General features: G+C 56.4%; 18 protein-coding genes. 4 read left to right on the top strand and 14 right to left on the bottom strand.

All coding sequences use genetic code 11. The features are described 5' to 3' along the window. Positions 1–13: 13 nt before the first annotated feature. The 14 genes from ACYZT5_RS24590 to rpmH all read right to left on the bottom strand — a co-directional run bounded on the left by ACYZT5_RS24590 (position 14) and on the right by rpmH (position 11,633). The gene (locus ACYZT5_RS24590; RefSeq protein ID WP_462047781.1) at positions 14–550 is read right to left on the bottom strand and encodes a F0F1 ATP synthase subunit delta; all 537 of its coding nucleotides are present in this window, start codon (positions 548–550) and stop codon (positions 14–16) included. A gap of 12 nt (positions 551–562) precedes the next feature. Further along, positions 563–1,033 (bottom strand): F0F1 ATP synthase subunit B, encoded by a 471-nt coding sequence (locus ACYZT5_RS24585; RefSeq protein WP_008027535.1) that lies wholly within the window; start codon positions 1,031–1,033, stop codon positions 563–565. A gap of 56 nt (positions 1,034–1,089) precedes the next feature. Next, positions 1,090–1,347 (bottom strand): F0F1 ATP synthase subunit C, encoded by a 258-nt coding sequence (gene atpE, locus ACYZT5_RS24580; RefSeq protein WP_002555987.1) that lies wholly within the window; start codon positions 1,345–1,347, stop codon positions 1,090–1,092. Between the two features lie 133 nt (positions 1,348–1,480). Next, positions 1,481–2,350: a F0F1 ATP synthase subunit A gene (gene atpB / locus ACYZT5_RS24575; RefSeq protein ID WP_462047780.1), complete on the bottom strand. Its 870-nt coding sequence runs from the start codon at positions 2,348–2,350 to the stop codon at positions 1,481–1,483. A gap of 16 nt (positions 2,351–2,366) precedes the next feature. Further along, on the bottom strand, positions 2,367–2,774 hold the full coding sequence (locus ACYZT5_RS24570) for a F0F1 ATP synthase subunit I (protein WP_007948092.1): 408 nt from the start codon (positions 2,772–2,774) through the stop codon (positions 2,367–2,369). A 148-nt stretch (positions 2,775–2,922) separates the two neighbouring features. After that, positions 2,923–3,795 carry a ParB/RepB/Spo0J family partition protein gene (locus ACYZT5_RS24565; protein WP_462047779.1) on the bottom strand — a complete coding sequence of 291 codons (873 nt, stop codon included), beginning with the start codon at positions 3,793–3,795 and terminating at the stop codon, positions 2,923–2,925. 9 nt (positions 3,796–3,804) lie between these two features. Then, positions 3,805–4,602, bottom strand: a complete 798-nt coding sequence (locus tag ACYZT5_RS24560; RefSeq protein ID WP_008155709.1) for a ParA family protein — start codon at positions 4,600–4,602, stop codon at positions 3,805–3,807. An 18-nt stretch (positions 4,603–4,620) separates the two neighbouring features. Then, positions 4,621–5,265, bottom strand: a complete 645-nt coding sequence (rsmG, locus tag ACYZT5_RS24555; protein ID WP_462047778.1) for a 16S rRNA (guanine(527)-N(7))-methyltransferase RsmG — start codon at positions 5,263–5,265, stop codon at positions 4,621–4,623. Next, entirely contained in the window at positions 5,262–7,154 is a 1,893-nt protein-coding gene (mnmG, locus tag ACYZT5_RS24550; protein ID WP_462047777.1) for a tRNA uridine-5-carboxymethylaminomethyl(34) synthesis enzyme MnmG, read from the bottom strand. Before mnmG ends, rsmG begins: the two co-directional genes overlap by 4 nt. A 550-nt stretch (positions 7,155–7,704) precedes the next feature. Continuing rightward, positions 7,705–9,075, bottom strand: coding sequence for a tRNA uridine-5-carboxymethylaminomethyl(34) synthesis GTPase MnmE (mnmE, locus tag ACYZT5_RS24545; RefSeq protein WP_462047776.1), 1,371 nt, complete (start codon positions 9,073–9,075; stop codon positions 7,705–7,707). A gap of 79 nt (positions 9,076–9,154) precedes the next feature. Further along, on the bottom strand, positions 9,155–10,840 hold the full coding sequence (gene yidC / locus ACYZT5_RS24540) for a membrane protein insertase YidC (protein ID WP_462047775.1): 1,686 nt from the start codon (positions 10,838–10,840) through the stop codon (positions 9,155–9,157). A gap of 2 nt (positions 10,841–10,842) precedes the next feature. Beyond that, complete coding sequence (yidD, locus tag ACYZT5_RS24535) at positions 10,843–11,088, bottom strand: membrane protein insertion efficiency factor YidD (protein WP_201115586.1); 246 nt, start codon at positions 11,086–11,088, stop codon at positions 10,843–10,845. Continuing rightward, complete coding sequence (gene rnpA / locus ACYZT5_RS24530) at positions 11,081–11,482, bottom strand: ribonuclease P protein component (RefSeq protein WP_027926203.1); 402 nt, start codon at positions 11,480–11,482, stop codon at positions 11,081–11,083. The genes yidD and rnpA overlap by 8 nt, the downstream gene beginning before the upstream one ends. Positions 11,483–11,498: 16 nt before the next feature. Then, entirely contained in the window at positions 11,499–11,633 is a 135-nt protein-coding gene (gene rpmH / locus ACYZT5_RS24525; RefSeq protein ID WP_003213577.1) for a 50S ribosomal protein L34, read from the bottom strand. Between the two features lie 568 nt (positions 11,634–12,201). On the opposite strand from rpmH, the gene dnaA reads away from it, so the two are divergent. The 4 genes from dnaA to gyrB are packed head-to-tail and all read left to right on the top strand — an operon-like array spanning position 12,202 to position 18,412. Further along, the gene (gene dnaA / locus ACYZT5_RS24520) at positions 12,202–13,722 is read left to right on the top strand and encodes a chromosomal replication initiator protein DnaA (RefSeq protein ID WP_462032661.1); all 1,521 of its coding nucleotides are present in this window, start codon (positions 12,202–12,204) and stop codon (positions 13,720–13,722) included. Between the two features lie 39 nt (positions 13,723–13,761). Further along, entirely contained in the window at positions 13,762–14,865 is a 1,104-nt protein-coding gene (gene dnaN / locus ACYZT5_RS24515; protein ID WP_017341709.1) for a DNA polymerase III subunit beta, read from the top strand. A gap of 20 nt (positions 14,866–14,885) precedes the next feature. Further along, on the top strand, positions 14,886–15,989 hold the full coding sequence (gene recF / locus ACYZT5_RS24510) for a DNA replication/repair protein RecF (protein WP_008007898.1): 1,104 nt from the start codon (positions 14,886–14,888) through the stop codon (positions 15,987–15,989). A 5-nt stretch (positions 15,990–15,994) separates the two neighbouring features. Continuing rightward, positions 15,995–18,412: a DNA topoisomerase (ATP-hydrolyzing) subunit B gene (gyrB, locus tag ACYZT5_RS24505; protein ID WP_462047774.1), complete on the top strand. Its 2,418-nt coding sequence runs from the start codon at positions 15,995–15,997 to the stop codon at positions 18,410–18,412. The last annotated feature ends 11 nt before the right edge of the window (positions 18,413–18,423 follow it).

The following is an 18,423-nucleotide window of genomic DNA, read 5'->3' as shown; positions in this document are numbered from 1 at the left end:
TGCCCCTTCAAACTCAAGATTTCAATGCTTCGGCAAGGTTCGCGAGTTTGCCGCGAACCGAGCCATCGATTACCAGGTCGCCGGCGCGGATGACAATGCCCCCAATAAGGGATTTGTCTTCCTCGACTTGCAGGCGCACTTCCCGGTTGAGTCGTGCACTGAGAACCTTGGCGAGTTTGTCTTGCTGTTCTTGGTTCAATGCAAAAGCACTGGTGACTTCAACGTCTACCGATTTCTCTTGTTCGGCCTTGTACAGGTCAAACAGAGCGGCGATCTCCGGCAACAGCGGGAGACGGTCGTTTTCGGCAACGACGTTAATGAAGTTCTGTGCCTTCACATCAAACTTGTCGCCGCACACGTCAATAAACGTGGCGGCCTTGTTTGCGCTCGTCAGTCGCGGGGCCTTGAGCACGCGCTGCATGGTGTCGTCTTGCGACACTGCTGCAGCCAGGCCGAGCATGGCTGACCAAGAGGCCAGTTGCTGGTGGGCCTGGGCGTGCTCGAAGGCTGCCTTAGCGTAAGGTCGGGCCAACGTGGTCAATTCTGCCATGATCGCCCTCGCTTAAATTTCAGCAGCCAGTTTGTTTACCAGCTCCGCGTGCGCGTTTTGATCGATTGTGGCACCCAGGATCTTCTCGGCGCCGCCAACGGCCAGAGCACCCAATTGGGCACGCAGCGCGTCTTTGACACTGTTCAGTTCCTGCTCGATCTCGGCCTGAGCCTGAACCTTCACACGGTCAGCGTCGATACGGGCTTTTTCAACAGCCTCTTCGACGATCTGATTACCGCGTTTCTTGGCTTGCTCAATGATTTCGGCTGCCTGAGCTTTTGCTTCGCGCAGTTGTTGACCCGCTTTATCTTGGGCCAACTCCAGGTCGCGAGCTGCTCGGGCGGCAGCGTCCAGTCCATCCGCGATCTTCTTCTGACGTTCGTGCAAAGCCGCGATGACCGGAGGCCACACGAACTTCATGCAAAACAGTACAAAAATGAAGAACGCAACGGACTGGCCAATCAGGGTTGCATTAATGTTCACGCCAACACCTCGCTCGTTCGTTGCACATCACACCAATTACTCGAAGGTTCGAGTAATTAGCCAGCGAGTTGACCAACGAATGGGTTCGCGAAGGTGAAGAACAGAGCGATACCAACACCGATCATGGTGACGGCGTCGAGCAGACCGGCAACGATGAACATTTTAACTTGCAGCATTGGAACCATCTCTGGCTGACGCGCTGCGCCTTCCAGGAACTTGCCACCCAACAGGCCGAAACCAATTGCGGTACCCAGTGCGCCCAGGCCGATCAACAGTGCAACAGCGATAGCGGTTAGACCAACTACAGTTTCCATCTTTCCTCCCGACTTTTACGTCGTATGGTTTAGGTTTTTTAGATTTTAAAGCGGTAAAACAAATCGTTTCATAGCCCTGTTCGGGCACCCACTCGTTTGACCGAGTGGGACATCAGACTAGTCGAGACTGGTCTTAATGGTTCTCTTCGTGCGCCATCGACAGGTAAACGATGGACAGCATCATGAAGATAAACGCCTGCAGGGTGATGATCAGGATGTGGAACACAGCCCACGCCCACTGCAGAACTACGCCAAGGCCGCTAAGCCAGAGCAGACCGCTGCCGAACATCACAGCAATCAGAATGAAGACCAGCTCGCCGGCGTACATGTTGCCGAACAGACGCAGTGCCAGGGAGATTGGCTTGGCAACCAGCGTCACGAACTCCAGCAGGAAGTTCACCGGAATCAGCAGGGCTTGAACGAAGATGTTCTTGCTGCCGAACGGGTGCAGGGTCAGTTCGCCGATGAAGCCGCCGATGCCCTTGACCTTGATGCTGTAGAAAATGATCAACGCGAATACCGACAGGGACATACCCAGGGTCGCATTCGGGTCAGTAGTAGAAACAGCACGGAAGACCAGGTGCGGGTCGCCAGTAATGAAGGCAGCCAGCTTCGGAATCCAGTCAACCGGTACCAGGTCGACGGCGTTCATCAGGAACACCCAGACAAAAATCGTCAGAGCCAATGGCGCGATCAATGGATTACGGCCGTGAAAGGTATCTTTCACGCTGCTGTCGACGAACTCGATCAGAACCTCGACGAAGTTCTGCAGGCCGCCAGGCTGACCGGAAGTCGCCTTCTTCGCCGCCATGCGGAAAAGAAAAACGAAGATCAGACCCAACGCGACCGACCAGCCGAGAGTATCGACATGGAAAGCCCAGAAGCCCATTTCTTTGGCTTCTGCTGCGGTGTGGGCAAAACCCCACCCGCCAGTTGGGTGCTGACCGAAGGTCAGGTTCTGCAAGTGGTGCTGGATATAGCCCGAAGCGGTTGTCTCTGCCATGGTTGCCTCAAACGCCCTAAGGTCTCGAAAGTCTTGTTCTCATCAGCAGGGGCGCGAACCAGCTGACCAGTTGGGTCAACACGAAGACGCCGAATACAGCTAGCGGCGCCAATGGCTTCACACCTGCAAACGTCAATGCAAAGAGCACTGCCGTCAAAATTAGTTTGCCCGCCTCGCCAGCATAAAAAGACCGGACGATGGCTTGAGCTGCTCGGGCGCCGGAAAACCGAAATGCCCTGTGAGCGAAATAAACATTGGGCAGCAAGGCTATCAGGCCTCCGCAAAGTCCTGAGTACCCGGCTACGACTCCATGCCAGTACCAAAGCGCCAACGCGGCCAGTACCAAAACGACAAATTGAGCCAGTAATACCGGAAAAACTGCCAGGCGATGGAACGGCAAGCGGTTTGGCGTGCGGCTTTCCATCGTTTTTGCTCCCCAATGATCGGCTGCCAGAATTCAATAACTTGGCATAATTTGTGCCGACAAAATGCGCGCAGAGTATAGGGGCGGTTGTGCCCCTATTCAACTGTCAGGTAGTGATTTCCGACTGCACGCTACATGAGGAAATGTTTCAGCGGATGTGTGCAAGTACACCTTGAAGCTCATCCAGGGAGTTGTAACCGATCACCAACTGCCCCTTGCCCTTTTTCCCGTGGCGAATCTGCACCGCAGAGCCTAGGCGCTCAGCCAGACGCTGTTCGAGTCGAGCAATATCCGGGTCCGGCTTTACCGGTTCAGCAGGTTCGTGTTTACCACTCAACCACTGGCGAACCAGTGCTTCAGTCTGGCGTACAGTCAGCCCCCGTGCGACAACGTGTCGCGCCCCTTCAACCTGTTGATTCTCCGGCAAACCGAGCAAAGCACGGGCATGACCCATTTCCAGGTCGCCGTGGGACAGCATGGTTTTGATGACTTCCGGCAACGCGATCAAGCGTAGCAGGTTGGCCACGGTCACGCGGGATTTGCCCACCGCTTCGGCCACTTGTTGCTGAGTCAGCTGAAATTCCTGCTGCAAACGCTGCAAAGCCACCGCTTCTTCGATCGGATTGAGGTCTTCGCGCTGGATGTTTTCGATCAGTGCCATCGCGATCGCGGTTTCATCCGGCACATCGCGAACCATTGCTGGGATGGTTTCCTGACCAGCCTGCTGGCTGGCGCGCCAACGGCGTTCGCCGGCGATGATTTCGAAGCGACCGCTGCCGATCGGACGAACCACGATCGGCTGCATCACGCCCTGAGCCTTGATCGACTGTGCCAGCTCTTCCAGCGCCTGTGGGTCCATGTCCCGACGCGGCTGGTATTTGCCGCGCTGGAGCAGGTCCAGCGGCAGATGCTGTAACTCACGCTGATCGGCCTGGACAGCCTGTTCTTCCAGCGAACTGATGGTCGGACCACTCAGCAGTGCATCCAGTCCACGTCCGAGACCTCTTTTCTTGACGGCCATGGGGATTCCTTAAGTTGCCTGAGCAGCGGCGGTGCGTGAGTTTTTGCGTTGACGGCGAACCATCTCGCCGGCCAATGCCAGATAGGCAATGGCGCCCCGCGATGATTTGTCGTACGCCAGCGCTGGCATGCCATAGCTTGGCGCTTCGGCCAGGCGGATGTTGCGCGGAATCACCGTGTCGTAGAGCTGCTCGCCGAAGTGTTCCTTGAGCTGCGCCGAAACATCGTTCATCAGGCTCAGGCGCGGGTCATACATGGTCCGCAACAGGCCTTCGACTTTCAGGTTCGGATTCAGCAGTTCTGCGATGCGCTTGATGTTATCCACAAGGTCGCTCAAGCCTTCGAGCGCGAAGTACTCGCACTGCATGGGGATAATCACCCCGTCAGCCGCAACCAGTGCGTTAAGCGTGAGCATCGACAGCGACGGCGGACAGTCGATCAAAATGTAATCGTAGTTTTCACGGATCGGCGCCAACGCACTGCGCAGGCGGCTTTCCTTCATCTGCATTTCCAGCAGAACCACTTCGGCCGCGGTCAAGTCACGGTTGGCCGGCAGCAGTTGGTAACCACCGTGCTCGGAGTAGTGCATGGCCTGGGCCAGATCGCATTCGCCGATCAGCAGGTCGTAGACCGAGTTTTCCAGGCCGTGTTTATCCACACCGCTACCCATGGTGGCGTTGCCCTGTGGATCGAGATCGATCAACAGCACCCGACGCTTGGTAGCGACCAGGGAAGCTGCGAGGTTGATGCAGGTGGTGGTCTTGCCCACACCACCCTTTTGGTTCGCTATCGCGAATACCTTAGCCATTCTTGCTTGTGTTCCCAATCATGCCGTGCGGCGCAGTATCAGCAGATGGCGTTGGCCTTGGCAACCGGGTACGGCCAGGGCGTGTTCGCTATCGAGGTGGAAGTCTGCCGGCAATGCTACCAGCTCATCGGCTGGATGAACGCCCTTCATTGCCAGCCAACGTGTATCGGTGTCGCCGAGGTGGCGAGTCCAGTTGCTGAAGTTCTCCATGCTGCTGAATGCCCGGGAAATGATCCCGTTGAATGGCAGTGCAGGCTGAAAGGCTTCGACGCGACTGTGGATAACTTGAAGGTTATCCAGTTTGAGTTCGAGTTTGACCTGAGTCAGGAAGCGGGTTTTCTTGCCGTTACTGTCCAGGCAGGTCACTTGGGACTCTGGAAACAGGATGGCCAACGGAATACCCGGCATACCGCCACCGCTGCCAACGTCAAGCCAGCGACCGTTTTCGACGAACGACATCACGCTCAAACTATCGAGCAAGTGACGGGAAACCATTTCATCCGGATCGCGTACGGCGGTCAGGTTGTATGCCTTGTTCCATTTGATCAACAGGGCCAGATAACCCAGCAGCTGAGCATGCTGGTTTTCTGTCAGCGTGACACCTAGCTGGCGAGCACCTGTGGATAACTCTTCTGCGTGTTGCGAGGTGACCAACGAACTCAAGCGCTTTGCTCCAACTGACGGCCCGCGCCGCGTTTTTTCAAATGAATCATCAACAGCGAAATCGCTGCCGGCGTCACGCCCGGGATACGCGACGCCTGGCCCAAGGTCTCTGGACGGGTCGCACCGAGCTTGCTCTGGATCTCTTTGGAGAGACCGGAAATATTCGTGTAATCGATATCCACAGGCAGTTTTGTGTCTTCGCTGGCCCGCAGCCGTGCGATTTCATCCTGCTGGCGATCGATGTAACCGGCGTATTTGGTCTTGATTTCGACCTGCTCGGCGACTTGCGGGTCTTCTGCCCCCCCACCGGTCACGGCGATCAGACCAGCGTAGTCGATTTCCGGACGGCTCAGCAGATTGAGCAAGTTATATTCGTGGGTCAGCGGCGTACCGAACTTCTCGGAAATCGCATCGCCCTGTTCGGTGCCCGGGCGAACCCAAGTACTTTTCAGGCGTTGCTCTTCCAGCGTGATGCTTTCGCGTTTGGTGCAGAACGCAGCCCAACGCGCGTCGTCCACCAGACCCAATTCGCGACCTTTTTCGGTCAAGCGCAGATCGGCGTTGTCTTCGCGCAGGATCAGTCTGTACTCGGCACGGGAAGTGAACATCCGATACGGCTCCTGGGTACCCAAGGTAATCAGGTCATCGACCAACACGCCGATGTACGCCTCATCGCGACGCGGGCACCAGGCCTCTTTGCCCTGAGCACGCAGTGCGGCGTTGGCCCCGGCCAGCAAACCCTGGGCGCCGGCTTCTTCGTAACCGGTGGTGCCGTTGATTTGCCCGGCGAAGAACAGACCGCCGATGACTTTGGTTTCCAGGTTGTACTTCAGGTCACGCGGGTCGAAGTAGTCGTACTCGATGGCGTAACCCGGACGAACGATGTGCGCGTTTTCCATGCCGCGGATCGATTGCACGATCTGCAGTTGCACGTCGAACGGCAGGGATGTGGATATCCCGTTCGGGTACAGCTCGTTGGTCGTCAGGCCTTCCGGTTCGATGAAGACCTGATGGCTTTCCTTGTCGGCAAAGCGATGGATCTTGTCTTCGATCGACGGGCAGTAACGCGGGCCGATACCTTCGATCACACCGGAATACATCGGCGAGCGATCAAGGTTGGCGGCAATGATTTCGTGGGTGCGGGCGTTGGTGTGGGTAATCCAGCAACTGACCTGTTTCGGATGCTGCTCTTTGGAACCCATGAACGACATCACCGGGATCGGAGTATCGCCGGCTTGCTCGGTCATCACCGAGAAATCCACAGAACGACCGTCGATACGCGGTGGAGTGCCGGTTTTCAGGCGACCAACGCGCAGTGGCAATTCACGCAATCGGTGAGCCAGGGCGATCGACGGCGGATCACCGGCACGGCCACCGGAAAAATTCTGCATGCCGATGTGGATAAGTCCACCGAGGAAGGTGCCAGTGGTCAACACCACGGAGTCCGCGAAGAAACGCAGGCCCATTTGGGTGACAACACCGCGCACTTGTTCCTGCTCGACGATCAGGTCGTCGGCAGCCTGTTGAAATATCCACAGGTTCGGCTGGTTTTCGAGGATTTCGCGGACAGCGGCCTTGTACAGAACCCGATCAGCCTGAGCGCGGGTTGCACGCACGGCCGGGCCTTTGCGGCTGTTCAATACGCGAAATTGAATACCACCTTTATCGGTGGCGATGGCCATCGCGCCGCCAAGGGCATCGATTTCCTTGACCAGATGGCTTTTGCCGATTCCACCGATAGCGGGGTTGCAACTCATGGCACCGAGGGTTTCCACGTTATGCGTCAGCAACAGGGTTTTTGCACCCATACGTGCTGAGGCCAGTGCTGCCTCGGTACCGGCATGACCGCCGCCGATGACGATCACTTCAAAACGGGAAGGGAAATCCACCACGCACCTCGTGCCTGCTTCAGTTAGGTAATCAGGAATAGTTTGAGCTCAGGTTTTTGGACCTGGGCGGCAAGTATAGGGACTTCGCCCTTCCTAAAGAACCCTTTGCACAAAATTTAACCAGCTGTGGAGAAGTCGCGGTTATAGAAATTAAAAAGAGAGAAATCTATTAAATCTTTGTTTTTATGTTTATTTCTACTGAGCCACCTTTCTGTGGATAGATTGATACAGCCCTTTATTTTCAATGTGTACAGAGATTCAAAACCCTGTGGTCATGTGCCAAGGAGGCCCTTGGATAACCGGTTTAAGCCTGTGGATGAAAGGGGTTGTTATCCACAGAGGCGGTTATCTTCAGTTTTGAGGCACTGTTATCAACTGCCCTTAGTGGCAGTTATTCACAGGGCTTAATCCACAGAAAAACGCAGAATAGGCAAATCCTGGACACGGAAAATCCACACGAGCAGAAAGAATCTGCCTGGCACTGGAGGAGAATTTAAGAAAAGGAGGGAACAGACAGGCACGAATGGCCTGTCTGTGGACAACGGAAGGATTATTTACCGATACAGAAGCTGGAAAAGATTCGTCCCAACAGGTCATCGGAGCTGAATGCACCGGTGATTTCACCCAAAGAGTGCTGAGCCTGGCGCAAATCTTCGGCCAGCAGTTCACCGGCACCGGCCAGGGTCAGCTGCGCACGGCCGTGCTCCAGGGAAGCACTGGCATGACGTAACGCGTCAAGGTGACGCCTGCGAGCGCTGAAGCTGCTCTCCGAGGTCTGTTCGTAGCCCATGCAGGCCTTGAGGTGGTCGCGCAGCAATTCCAGCCCTTCACCTGCAGACTTGGCGCTCAGGCTAATGGTGACGTGGCCATCCTCGCTGATTTCCAGGGCAATGGCTTCGCCAGTGAGGTCAGCCTTGTTACGGATCAGCGTGACTTTCGCCGGATCCGGACGGACTTCCAGGAATTCCGGCCATAACGCGAACGGATCACGTGCCTCAGGAGCGGTAGCATCTACCACCAACAGGACTCGATCAGCCTCGCCGATCGCTTTCAACGCTCGTTCGACGCCGATTTTTTCCACCTGGTCTTCGGTATCTCGCAGACCTGCGGTGTCGACCACGTGCAGCGGCATGCCATCGATGTGGATATGTTCACGAAGAATATCCCGGGTGGTACCGGCTATCTCGGTCACGATCGCTGCTTCTCGTCCGGCCAGGGCATTCAGCAAACTGGATTTACCGGCATTCGGCCGGCCAGCGATCACCACGGTCATCCCGTCACGTAGCAAGGCACCCTGCCCGGCTTCTCGGAGTACGGTGGATAACTCGTCACGCACTTTGTCGAGCATGCTCAGTACGTGGCCATCGGCGAGGAAGTCGATTTCTTCTTCCGGGAAGTCGATAGCCGCTTCGACATAGATGCGCAGGCCAATCAGTTGCTCGGTGAGGTTATGCACACGCTCGGAAAATGCGCCCTGCAAGGAACGCAGGGCATTTCGTGCAGCCTGTGCAGAACTCGCTTCGATCAAGTCGGCAATTGCTTCGGCCTGAGCCAGGTCGAGTTTGTCGTTGAGGAACGCGCGCTCGCTGAATTCACCTGGCCGTGCCAACCGACAGCCGAGTTCCAGGCAACGTTGAAGCAACATATCCAGAACTACCGGACCGCCATGGCCCTGGAGTTCCAGCACATCTTCACCGGTGAAAGAGTTCGGGCCCGGAAAATACAGGGCGATGCCTTGATCCAGAACCTCATCGTTTTCACTGAGAAATGGGCCGTAGTGGGCGAATCGCGGCTTGAGTTCACGACCGCTGAAGGCTTTGGCCGCAACGCTCGCCAACGGCCCGGAGATACGGACGATGCCTACACCGCCGCGACCTTGAGCGGTTGCGACGGCTGCAATGGTTTCACGAGGAACGCTCATAAACCGTTATCCAGACAAAAGTGACAGATAGCAAAACGCCCCACTAGGGGGCGTTTTGAGTGGTTATCCACAGTGTAAGTCAGGCAGCTGCTTTGGTAGCTGCTTCGATCTTACGAGTGATGTACCACTGTTGGGCGATCGACAGGCAGTTGTTCACTACCCAGTACAGCACCAGACCAGCCGGGAACCACAGGAAGAAGAAGGTGAAGATGATTGGCATCAACTTCATCACCTTGGCCTGCATCGGATCCGGAGGAGTCGGGTTCAACTGCTGCTGGATGAACATGGTTGCACCCATGATGATCGGCAGAATGAAGAACGGATCCTTGATCGACAGGTCAGTAATCCACAGCATGAACGGCGCTTGGCGCATTTCAACGCTTTCCAGCAGAACCCAGTACAGCGAAAGGAAAACCGGCATCTGCACGAGGATTGGCAAGCAACCACCCAGCGGATTGATCTTCTCTTTCTTGTACAGCTCCATCATGGATTGCGACATTTTCTGCCGGTCGTCGCCATGTTGCTCTTTCAGCGCGGCCAGTTTTGGTGCCACTGCACGCATGCGCGCCATGGATTTGTAGCTGGCAGCCGACAGCGGGAAAAAGATCCCTTTGATCAGCATGGTCAGGAAGATAATCGACCAGCCCCAGTTACCGATCAGCGCGTGGATGTGTTGCAGCAACCAAAAAATTGGCTGGGCAATGAACCACAGAATGCCGTAGTCGACGGTCAGTTCCAGACCTGGGGACAACTCTTTCAGCACAGCCTGGCTTTTCGGACCGGCGTACAGAACGGCGCTGGTCTCGGCTTTTGCACCTGGCGCGACAGTCATTGCCGGGGCGGTGTAGCCGATGATGTAGTTGCCTTTGCTGTCCTTACGGGTCTGGACGACGTTGTTTTCGCCTTTCGCCGGAATCCACGCGGTCACGAAGTAGTGCTGCAACCATGCAACCCAACCACCGTTAACGGTTTCTTTCAGCTGAGCCTTGTCCATATCTTTCATGGACACTTTCTTGTATGGCTCGTTACTTGTCCACAGGGCGGCGCCCAGGTAAGTCGCGGTGCCGGTGGCAGTGCTGGAAGAAGGATCGGAGCTGGCGTCACGCTTCAACTGCGCGAACATCGCACCGGACCAGGGCTGAGCGCTCTGGTTATCGATCAGGTAGGAAACGGTTACGTCATACAGGCCACGTTTCAGGGTGAAACGCTTGATGTAGTTGACGCCATCCTTGCTGAACTTCAGGTCTACGACCAATTGGTCCTGACCGTCAGCCAACTGGTAAACCTTCTTCTCCGACGAGTAAACCGGACGACCGGCAGGACTTGCGTCCGGTCCGTTGGAGCCGATCAAACCGCTCTGGGCCAGATAAGTCCGTTCGTTGCCGTTATCGAACAACTGGAATGGAATGTCCGGATGGTCCTGGCGACGTGGATACAGCGGCAGCGTCAACTGGGCAACATCGCCACCTTGTGGATCGATAGCCAGGTTGAGCACATCCGTTTTGATCTGGATGAGGTCTTTGCTTGCAGCCACTGGCGTTTCAGCAGGTGCAGTTGCACTGGTATCGCTTGCGGCGCGTGGAATGTCGTCACTGACAGAAGCATTATTGCCAGTCGCCGTATCCGGTAGACCCGGTGCGGTAGTACTGGAAGCAACATTCTGAGTCGGCAGGGCAGCCTGGCCATAGTCCTGGTTCCATTTAAGAACCATAACGTAGGACACGATTGCCAGGGCGACGATCAGGATCGTGCGTTTGATATCCATGATTACTCGGCCATCGAAGAAGAACGGGAGGTAGGGATAGATGGAACCGGGTCATAACCACCGGGATTCCACGGATGACAGCGACCTAAACGACGAAAGGCCAGCCAGCCACCGCGCAGAAGACCATGATTTTCAATGGCCTCTAACGCGTAGCAGGAACAACTGGGGTAGAAGCGACAGTGGTTGGCCATCAGAGGACTAATGGCATAGCGATAAAACTGGATCGGAACGAGTGCCAGTTTACGCATCGGGACTGTCTACCCCTACAGTTTCGGTTTTGACTGCTGGTACTGGCGTGCTGCGTGCCAGACGCTTCCAGAGTTTGCCGAAATGCTGAATCAATTCGGGGTTTTCTACGTCCCCCAAACCTTTGCGCGCGACGATAACAATGTCCCAGCCGACCAGTGAATCCTGGTGCAGACGGAACGATTCGCGCATCAGACGTTTGAGGCGATTGCGCTCGACGGAGAGCTTTACGCTCTTTTTCCCGATAACCAGCCCGAGACGGGGGTGATCAAGATCGTTGTTGCGCGCAAGGAGCAGGAGATTTTTCCCCGGAACCTTGCCGGTAGGGGAGTCAAAGACTGCCTTGAAATGCCGGGGAGTAAGCAGGCGCTTTTCCCGACTGAAGTCCTGACTCACCTCCAGTGCCGGATTATCAAACTGCCAGACGCGCACGACCTTTGGCGCGACGACGCGACAGGACGGCACGACCGTTTTTGGTAGCCATGCGAGCACGGAAACCGTGGGTACGAGCGCGTTTGATAGTGCTTGGTTGGAAAGTACGTTTCATTGTCGTGTTACCTGGTTCGTCCACAACGGGCCGGAATGGCCCCCGTTTTAAGAGACCGGGGATTCTAGAGAAAGCAAGCCTCTAGGTCAATTTCCAACCAGCGTTTCCTTATAAATAGATCTCCAGACATTTTTCGTACCGGGGGTCCTTCGCTAGATATAGAAATTAAGAAGGAAAGTATTTAAAGCTTTTCTGTAAAGCTTATAAAAGCTAGGGACACAATCATCTGTGGATAACTGCCATTAGCCCTTTTAAACCGTGATGTACAGAGAATGACAACTACGGTGGAAAACGGTGTTCAGCCTGTGCTGCGCTGTCGGATAAGCTGTGTGTGAAAGGGGTACTTATCCACAGGGTGGTTATCCACCGAGTTTCACCCCCACTTGTACAACGACCTTAGACCCGGTTATCCACAGGGCTTATGCACAGACCACTGGTCGTCTTTTTTTCGTGTAACGCACTGAGTCTTCTTGGGCAGTGAACAACCTTCGTGTGGATAAGTCGGCGTCTGGTCGGCTACAATGGCGGCTTGTTTTTGCCTCACCGGCTTTCAACTTAGGGGATATCCGTGTCAGTGGAACTTTGGCAGCAGTGCGTGGAGCTTTTGCGCGATGAGCTGCCTGCCCAACAATTCAACACTTGGATCCGTCCACTACAGGTCGAAGCCGAAGGCGACGAGTTGCGTGTTTACGCACCGAATCGTTTTGTTCTCGACTGGGTCAACGAAAAGTACCTGGGCCGCGTCCTTGAACTGCTGGATGAGCATGGCAACGGCACGGCGCCGGCGCTTTCCTTATTAATAGGCAGCAAACGCAGTTCGGCACCGCGTGCCGCCCCGAATGCTCCGTTGGCCGCCGCTGCCTCGCAGGCTCAGGCCGCTCAAGCACCTGTCAGCGCTCCGGCGCCATCCTCGGTAGCTGCCCCGGCCAAGCGTTCGACGCAAAAAATTGCCGAGGTTAATGAAGAGCCTTCGCGTGACAGCTTCGACCCGATGGCCGGTGCCAGTTCGCAACAGGCACCGATTCGCGCCGAACAGCGCACGGTGCAGGTCGAAGGCGCGCTCAAGCACACCAGCTACCTGAACCGCACCTTCACCTTCGAAAACTTCGTCGAGGGCAAGTCCAACCAACTGGCACGGGCTGCGGCCTGGCAAGTGGCGGACAACCCCAAGCACGGTTACAACCCGCTCTTCCTTTATGGTGGCGTCGGCTTGGGTAAAACCCACTTGATGCACGCTGTGGGTAACCACCTATTAAAGAAGAATCCGAATGCCAAGGTCGTGTACCTGCATTCCGAAAGGTTCGTGGCGGACATGGTCAAGGCCCTGCAGCTGAACGCGATCAACGAGTTCAAGCGCTTCTACCGTTCGGTGGACGCCCTGCTCATCGATGACATTCAGTTCTTTGCCCGCAAGGAACGTTCCCAGGAAGAGTTTTTCCACACCTTCAACGCCCTGCTTGAAGGTGGCCAGCAGGTCATTCTTACCAGTGACCGCTACCCGAAAGAAATCGAAGGCCTCGAAGAGCGTCTCAAATCCCGTTTCGGTTGGGGCCTGACGGTAGCCGTCGAGCCGCCGGAGCTGGAAACCCGCGTGGCGATCCTGATGAAAAAGGCCGATCAGGCCAAAGTCGATCTACCCCATGACGCGGCGTTCTTCATCGCCCAGCGTATTCGTTCCAACGTCCGTGAGCTGGAAGGCGCGCTCAAACGCGTGATCGCCCACTCGCACTTCATGGGCCGCGATATCACCATCGAGTTGATTCGCGAATCCCTGAAAGATCTGTTGGCACTGCAAGACAAACTGGTCTCTGTGGATAACATTCAGCGCACAGTCGCTGAGTACTACAAGATCAAGATCTCCGACTTGTTGTCCAAACGTCGTTCGCGCTCGGTAGCCCGTCCGCGTCAGGTCGCCATGGCTTTGTCCAAAGAACTGACCAACCACAGCCTGCCGGAAATCGGCGACGTGTTTGGCGGCCGAGACCACACGACTGTTTTGCACGCCTGCCGCAAGATCAACGAACTTAAGGAATCCGACGCGGACATCCGCGAGGACTACAAGAACCTGCTGCGTACACTGACCACTTGATGAACACCAGCGCAGCTTATTAAGGCAAGGGACTAGACCATGCATTTCACCATTCAACGCGAAGCCCTGTTGAAACCCCTGCAACTGGTCGCAGGCGTCGTCGAGCGCCGACAGACCTTGCCGGTGCTCTCCAACGTGCTGCTGGTTGTCGAAGGCCAGCAACTGTCGCTGACCGGTACCGACCTGGAAGTCGAGCTGGTCGGTCGTGTACAACTCGAAGAGCCTGCGGATCCAGGTTCCATCACTGTGCCTGCGCGCAAGCTGATGGACATCTGCAAGAGCTTGCCGAACGACGCGCTGATCGACATCAAGGTCGATGAGCAGAAGCTCGTGGTGAAGGCCGGCCGTAGCCGCTTCACCCTGTCGACCCTGCCGGCCAATGACTTCCCGACTGTGGAAGAAGGCCCAGGCTCGCTGACGTGCAGCCTTGAGCAAAGCAAACTGCGTCGTCTGATCGAACGCACCAGCTTCGCGATGGCCCAGCAGGACGTGCGTTACTACCTTAACGGCATGTTGCTGGAAGTCTCGGCTGGCATCATCCGCGCCGTGGCCACTGACGGTCACCGCCTGGCCATGTGCTCAATGCAGGCGGATATCGGTCAGCCGGATCGTCATCAGGTCATCGTTCCACGCAAAGGTATTCTTGAGCTGGCGCGCCTGCTGACCGAACCGGACGGCATCGTCAGCATCGTGCTGGGTCAACACCACATCCGCGCCACCACTGGCGAATTCACTTTCACCTCGAAACTGGTCGACGGTAAATTCCCTGACTACGAGCGCGTCCTGCCTAAGGGCGGCGACAAACTGGTACTCGGCGACCGCCAGGCCCTGCGTGAAGCCTTCAGCCGTACCGCGATTCTGTCCAACGAGAAGTACCGCGGTATTCGTCTGCAACTGGCTAACGGCCAGCTGAAGATTCAGGCGAACAACCCGGAGCAAGAAGAAGCGGAAGAAGAAGTGGGCGTTGAATACAACGGCGGCAATCTGGAAATCGGCTTCAACGTGAGCTATCTGCTCGACGTGCTGGGTGTGATGACCACCGAGCAGGTTCGCCTGATCCTGTCCGACTCCAACAGCAGTGCGCTGGTGCAAGAGTCCGACAACGACGATTCGGCCTACGTTGTCATGCCGATGCGTCTGTAATCATGCTCAGCAGAAGCTAGATGTCCTTAAGTCGCGTCTCGGTCACCGCGGTGCGCAATCTGCACCCGGTGACCTTCTCCCCCTCCCCCCGAATCAACATTCTTTACGGCGCCAACGGCAGCGGCAAAACCAGTGTTCTGGAAGCCATTCATCTGCTGGGGCTTGCCCGTTCGTTTCGTAGCAGCCGTCTTCTGCCGGTCATTCAGTACGAGCAATTGGCGTGCACGGTGTTTGGCCAGGTTGAATTGGCCGAGGGCGGGCACAGCGCCTTGGGAATCTCCCGCGACCGCCAAGGGGAGTTCCAGATCCGCATCGACGGGCAGAACGCCCGCAGCGCAGCGCAACTGGCGGAAATCCTTCCACTGCAGTTGATCAACCCTGACAGCTTCCGCTTGCTGGAAGGCGCGCCGAAGATTCGCCGGCAGTTTCTCGACTGGGGCGTGTTCCACGTGGAACCACGATTCATGTCCACCTGGCAGCGCTTGCAGAAGGCCCTGCGCCAGAGAAACTCTTGGCTGCGGCATGGTACACTTGACGCCGTTTCGCAAGCGGTTTGGGACAGGGAACTGTGCCAAGCCAGCGCTGAAATTGATGAATACCGCCGCGCTTATATCAAAGCCTTGAAACCTGTCTTTGAACAGACCTTGAGCGAACTGGTTGAGCTCGAGGGCTTGACGCTCAGCTATTACCGAGGTTGGGACAAAGACCGCGAACTGAGTGCAGTGCTCGCCGGGTCCCTTCAGCGGGATCAGCAAATGGGTCATACCCAGGCCGGACCACAGCGTGCTGATTTGCGTCTTAGATTGGGCGCACACAATGCCGCGGACATCTTGTCCCGCGGTCAGCAGAAGCTGGTGGTCTGTGCTTTGCGGATTGCCCAAGGGCACTTGGTCAGCCAGGCCCGACGCGGCCAGTGTATTTATCTGGTGGATGACCTGCCGTCCGAACTGGACGAGCACCACCGTCGCGCGCTTTGCCGCTTGCTGGAAGACTTACGCTGCCAGGTGTTTATCACCTGTGTAGATCACGAATTATTGAGGGAAGGCTGGCAGACGGAAACGCCAGTCGCTCTGTTCCACGTGGAACAGGGCCGTATCACCCAGACCCACGACCATCGGGAGTGAAGGCATTGAGCGAAGAAAATACGTACGACTCAACGAGCATTAAAGTGCTGAAAGGCCTGGATGCCGTACGCAAACGTCCCGGTATGTACATTGGTGACACCGACGATGGCAGCGGTCTGCACCACATGGTGTTCGAAGTGGTCGATAACTCGATCGACGAAGCTCTCGCCGGCCACTGCGACGACATCAGCATCATCATCCACCCGGACGAATCCATCACCGTTCGCGACAACGGTCGTGGCATCCCGGTAGACGTGCACAAAGAGGAAGGCGTTTCGGCAGCCGAGGTCATCATGACCGTGCTGCACGCCGGCGGTAAGTTCGACGACAACTCCTACAAAGTATCCGGCGGTCTGCACGGTGTAGGTGTGTCGGTGGTGAACGCCCTGTCCGAAGAGCTGGTCCTGACCGTTCGCCGCAGTGGCAAGATCTGGGAACAGACCTACATTCACGGTGTTCCAAAAGAACCGATGAAGATCGTCGGTGAAAGCGAAACCACTGGCACCCAGATTCACTTCAAGCCGTCTGATCTGACTTTCAAGAACATCCACTTCAGCTGGGACATCCTGGCCAAGCGGATTCGTGAGCTGTCCTTCCTCAACTCTGGTGTTGGCATCGTCCTCAAGGACGAGCGCAGCGGCAAAGAAGAGCTGTTCAAGTACGAAGGCGGCCTGCGTGCGTTCGTTGAATACCTGAACACCAACAAGACGCCGGTCAACCAGGTGTTCCACTTCAACATCCAGCGCGAAGACGGCATCGGCGTGGAAATCGCCCTGCAGTGGAACGACAGCTTCAACGAGAACCTGTTGTGCTTCACCAACAACATTCCGCAGCGCGATGGCGGTACTCACCTGGTGGGTTTCCGTTCCGCACTGACGCGTAACCTGAACACCTACATCGAAGCTGAAGGTCTGGCGAAGAAACACAAAGTCGCGACCACCGGTGACGATGCCCGTGAAGGCCTGACCGCGATTATTTCGGTAAAAGTGCCGGATCCGAAGTTCAGCTCCCAGACCAAAGACAAGCTGGTTTCTTCCGAAGTGAAGACCGCGGTCGAACAGGAAATGGGCAAGTACTTCTCCGACTTCCTGTTGGAAAACCCGAACGAAGCCAAGCTGGTCGTCGGCAAGATGATCGACGCGGCTCGTGCTCGTGAAGCGGCGCGTAAAGCCCGTGAGATGACCCGCCGTAAGGGCGCGCTGGATATCGCCGGTCTGCCGGGTAAACTGGCTGACTGCCAGGAAAAAGACCCTGCCCTTTCCGAACTGTACCTCGTGGAAGGTGACTCTGCTGGCGGCTCCGCCAAGCAGGGACGTAACCGTAAAACCCAGGCCATCCTGCCGCTGAAAGGCAAGATCCTGAACGTCGAGAAGGCGCGTTTCGACAAGATGATCTCTTCGCAAGAAGTGGGTACCTTGATCACCGCGCTGGGCTGCGGCATTGGCCGCGACGAGTACAACATCGCGAAGCTGCGTTACCACAACATCATCATCATGACCGATGCTGACGTCGACGGTTCGCACATCCGTACCCTGCTGCTGACCTTCTTCTTCCGTCAGTTGCCGGAGCTGATCGAGCGCGGCTACATCTACATCGCTCAGCCACCGCTGTACAAGGTCAAGAAGGGCAAGCAAGAGCAATACATCAAAGACGACGACGCCATGGAAGAGTACATGACGCAGTCGGCCCTGGAAGACGCGAGCCTGCACTTGAACGAGGAAGCACCGGGTATTTCCGGACCAGCCCTCGAGCGTCTGGTGAATGACTTCCGTCTGGTGATGAAGACCCTCAAGCGTCTGTCGCGCCTGTACCCACAGGAACTGACCGAGCACTTCATCTACCTGCCGGCAGTGAGCATGGAGCAACTGTCCGATCACGCAGCGATGCAGGATTGGCTGGCCCAGTACGAAGTTCGCCTGCGCACCGTCGAGAAGTCTGGCCTAGTGTACAAAGCCAGCCTGCGTGAAGACCGTGAACGTAATGTCTGGCTGCCTGAGGTCGAACTGATCTCCCACGGCTTGTCGAACTACGTCACGTTTAACCGCGATTTCTTCGGCAGCAACGATTACAAGACTGTGGTTTCTCTGGGCGCTCAACTGAGCACCTTGCTGGACGATGGCGCGTACATCCAGCGTGGCGAACGCAAGAAGCCGGTCACCGAGTTCAAGGAAGCCCTTGAATGGCTGATGACCGAAAGCACCAAGCGTCACACCATCCAGCGATACAAAGGTCTGGGTGAAATGAACCCGGATCAGCTGTGGGAAACCACCATGGACCCAAGCCAGCGCCGGATGCTCAAAGTGACCATCGAAGACGCCATTGGCGCAGACCAGATCTTCAACACCCTGATGGGTGATGCGGTCGAGCCTCGTCGTGACTTCATCGAAAGCAACGCCCTGGCGGTTTCCAACCTGGACTTCTGATCCGGCAAGAT

Source organism: Pseudomonas sp. LB3P14 (genome assembly GCF_054898045.1).
This window is presented reverse-complemented; position numbering and strand designations above follow the sequence as displayed.